This window comes from Bacillus sp. 05T31 (assembly GCF_056396725.1).
Genome location: NZ_JBFTMA010000810.1, coordinates 1 through 1,792, shown reverse-complemented (window position 1 = coordinate 1,792; position 1,792 = coordinate 1). Strand labels below are relative to the sequence as shown.

Genomic DNA, 1,792 nt, shown 5'->3' with positions numbered 1-1,792 from the left:
TGCTACAATCGCAAAAAACTCTCTGCGTTTTGTTTCTATTTCTCGTTCTTTTTCAATATCATTTTTTAATTGTTGATTTGCTTTTTTTAAATCAAACATAGCTTGTTGTAAGTTAATAGACATGTCATTCAAACTATTAGATAATTCTCCTAACTCATCTGTAGAGCGAACCTCAATTTTTTCGGAGAAATCTAAATTTGCCATCTTTTGTGCACCTTCATTAATATAAATAAGTGGTTTTGTAATAAACCTGGAATAGAAATAAGCACTCCCTACACCAATTACGAGTACAATGATACTAATATAGGGGAGAAAGCGTACTAAAACCTGTGAAGCTTCATCAATTGGTTGAAATGTAGCAAAGACTATAAGTGTTAAACTACCATCTTGAAATTGAATTGGTTGCGTAAGGTTATATGAATTGCTAAGGGTACCTGCATTCTCGAACCGTGTGGCTCTAGTAACTACTGTTGTTTGCGAACCATTTTGAGTAAAAGAAAATGAAGGAGAGTATTTAATTATTCCCTCATTATTTTGAAGATAAAGCATCGCATTATTTTTTTTTGCATATTCATCAAAAAGTGGTATCGCATCTTGAAACGTAAGATCTTTAGATTTATCAATGATTTCTTTTATCCCTGTTTGAAGTTGATCTGTTTTGTATTGCTCATAAAACGTAGGGAGAAAGAAGTATAAAGTTAAATAAATCAATACTGCAAAGGATAACAAAATGAGAGAGGTAGTCATAAAGAGTTTATAAGTAATTTGCTTCATCTTCATGATTTTCACAATACTATTCATCAATTTTATAACCAATACCCTTTATTGTTTTAATATAAGGGATAGCTAACTTTTTACGTAGGTTTTTAATATGTGTATCAATTATTCGTGTTTCTCCAAAATAATCGTACCCCCAAACTTTTTCTACGATATTTTCTCTTGTGAGTACTTTTCTCTCATTTTGAAATAGTAATTGTAGAATTTCAAACTCTTTTGTCGTTAATAAAATTTCAACGTCATTTACATATACTCTATATGCATCAACATCGATACGCACTTCTTTAAATACCAAATGATTATTTACATTTTTATCATAACTTCTTCTAAGTACAGCTTCGACTCGTCTAATCAAAACATGAAACGAAAAGGGTTTTGTTATATAATCATCGATTCCAAGATCGAACCCTTTCATTTGATCTTCCTCTTCTTCCAATGCAGTTAGCATAATAATTGGTACGTTTGACTGACTTCGAATCATCTTGGATACTTCAAATCCATTAAGATTGGGCATCATTACATCTAGAAGAATTAAATCAAAGGATTGCTTATTAAATTGTGTCATACCCTCTAATCCATCTGATGCGACTACCACTGTATACTGTTGTGTCATTAAAAATTGTTTAATTAATTCCTGAATTTCTTGATCGTCTTCTACCACGAGAATATGATAGTTTTTCATAATATCACCTCTGGTAGTCATTATAGCCTTACTATCTGGAGTTTATGTGGAGATAAATTAGGAGATTTCACAAGACGATTATTGTGTTAGCTCCACGTTCAATAAAATGAACGATTAATATTTAAGTAAAACTAATGTATAATAATGTGAATTGCATGTAATTTCTTAAAACTGTATGAAAATATACTTTTGCTTCTTTACCAGAAGGGGAAAAGGAAATGAATTTCAATATAAAAGAAGCTACCGAAATACTAGAGCGCGTGCCACAAACTTTGGAGTTTTTTATCTAGTTCTCTGTTTAATCGTTAATCGCCTAAATAACAACTCTCTTGG

The 1,792-nt window shown here is 31.0% G+C and carries 2 protein-coding genes; both read right to left on the bottom strand.

The annotated features are described in order from the left end of the window. Positions 1-801: HAMP domain-containing protein (locus AC1DJR_RS28585; RefSeq protein WP_477004110.1), on the bottom strand; the 801-nt coding region annotated here is incomplete at its 3' end. After that, positions 794-1,459: a response regulator transcription factor gene (locus AC1DJR_RS28580; protein WP_000800741.1), complete on the bottom strand. Its 666-nt coding sequence runs from the start codon at positions 1,457-1,459 to the stop codon at positions 794-796. The genes AC1DJR_RS28585 and AC1DJR_RS28580, both read right to left, overlap by 8 nt. Positions 1,460-1,792: the final 333 nt, after the last annotated feature.